The following is a 1,602-nucleotide window of genomic DNA, read 5'->3' as shown; positions in this document are numbered from 1 at the left end:
TGATAGGTCAGAGGTGTAAGTGTGGTAACATATTTAGCTGACTGATACTAATAGGTCGAGGGCTTGACCAATAAAAAACAGGCTTAAAATTAATTCATGTGCAATTTTCAGAGAACACTCTGAAATCTGGTGATGATGGCGTAGAGGAAACACTCCTTTCCATTCCGAACAGGAAAGTTAAGCTCTACAGCGTCGATGGTACTGCATGGGAGACTGTGTGGGAGAGTAGAACGTTGCCAGGTTATATGGATCTTTAGCTCAGTTGGTTAGAGCAACCGGCTCATAACCGGTCGGCCCGGGGTTCGAGTCCCTGAAGGTCCACCATATTTGGGGGTATAGCTCAGTTGGGAGAGCACTTGCCTTGCACGCAAGGGGTCAAGGGTTCGAATCCCTTTACCTCCACCAAAAGCTACGAAGTAATTCGTAGCTTTTTTTATTATATATATTTATAATAAAATTATAAATATATATTTTAATAATAAATTGAACTAGTTTATGTTTGCGACTCAGGCACCTATGGTCTCTTAGATTGCATATATCTTATCTAGATGTATTTAAAATAACTCTTCAGGAATTTTATAGTTAAGGATTATCCTTGGAAGAGTGTGCATCCAATGTTCTATGAAGGAAATATCAGAAGAAGAAGAATCAGATATAAGTTTTGATTTTGAGATGGTGCATTATATTATTGTAACGCTCATTAGATTCTATTTCAAAAGATGAAAAAGTATGAGCAAAATATACCTTAGTATTAGTTCCATTACATATTTTATTGATAATATTGTTTATAGGCCTATATAATTTTTTTACTATTTTATATGTTTAAAGGTATAATTAATAAGAATTTGAATAGTAAATAGCTCTTAGAAATTTAAGTATTTATTTTTACTCGATTCTGTATTGTAAATTTTATGATCTATATCGATTATCTTACGTTTTGAATTTAATTTTGAGATTAAATAATAACATATATAATCCATTATAGATTTTTTTGTTTTCAATTAGTTAAATTTCATTTTACAACAAGTCATTGTATCATAAATTAAAAGTGGCTATTAAAATTAAATTTATAATTATATGATACTTAAAAGTAATATTTAAATATATATTTTAATATAGATAGATTATTTTAATAGTAATAAATTAAAAATGATTATATCTCATTGCAAAAAAATATTATTTTAAATTACGTATATATAAAATAATAATAGAGAAAATAATATTATAAAATGTAAAATTGATAATAACATTGCCAGGCGTATCATCAATAGAAAATGATAGATATATATAGAAAATAGAAGGAAAATAAGAATAATTTAATTAGAATAATATAAATGTTTAAAACTTGGTTGCATTTACATGTTAAGATAAATCTCGTCGCTAAGGGATGTGACGAAACAAGTCAAAAAAACTTTGAAAAAAGTTGTTGACAAGTAATGAAACAAATGATAAGATAAGAAAGTCGCTTGAGAGCGATGAAGAAAATGGTCTTTGAAAATTGAACAGAAAATAAGTTAAGTAAAATAAACCAGCAATTCTTTTAGACGTCTTAAAATTAAGACTCAAAGTAATTTGAGCGAAGAGATTAAACTTTTTATTGAG

2 tRNA genes, 1 rRNA gene and 1 pseudogene are annotated in these 1,602 nt (G+C 28.3%); 3 read left to right on the top strand and 1 reads right to left on the bottom strand.

Annotation, left to right across the window (positions count from 1 at the left end):
* Positions 1 to 125: 125 nt before the first annotated feature.
* The 3 genes from rrf to I2E83_RS17890 all read left to right on the top strand — a co-directional run bounded on the left by rrf (position 126) and on the right by I2E83_RS17890 (position 405).
* A 5S ribosomal RNA gene (gene rrf, locus I2E83_RS17900) occupies positions 126 to 242 on the top strand.
* A gap of 5 nt (positions 243 to 247) precedes the next feature.
* Positions 248 to 324 (top strand) — tRNA-Ile (locus I2E83_RS17895).
* 5 nt (positions 325 to 329) lie between these two features.
* Positions 330 to 405 (top strand) — tRNA-Ala (locus tag I2E83_RS17890).
* Between the two features lie 149 nt (positions 406 to 554).
* Here the strand turns inward: I2E83_RS17890 and I2E83_RS18105 are convergent.
* Positions 555 to 756 (bottom strand): annotated as a pseudogene (locus I2E83_RS18105) (IS30 family transposase); the annotation flags it as partial.
* Positions 757 to 1,602: the final 846 nt, after the last annotated feature.

The sequence above is a fragment of the Clostridium sp. D46t1_190503_E9 genome (assembly GCF_015555225.1).
Taxonomy (GTDB): Bacteria; Bacillota; Clostridia; order Clostridiales; family Clostridiaceae; genus Clostridium.
This window is presented reverse-complemented; position numbering and strand designations above follow the sequence as displayed.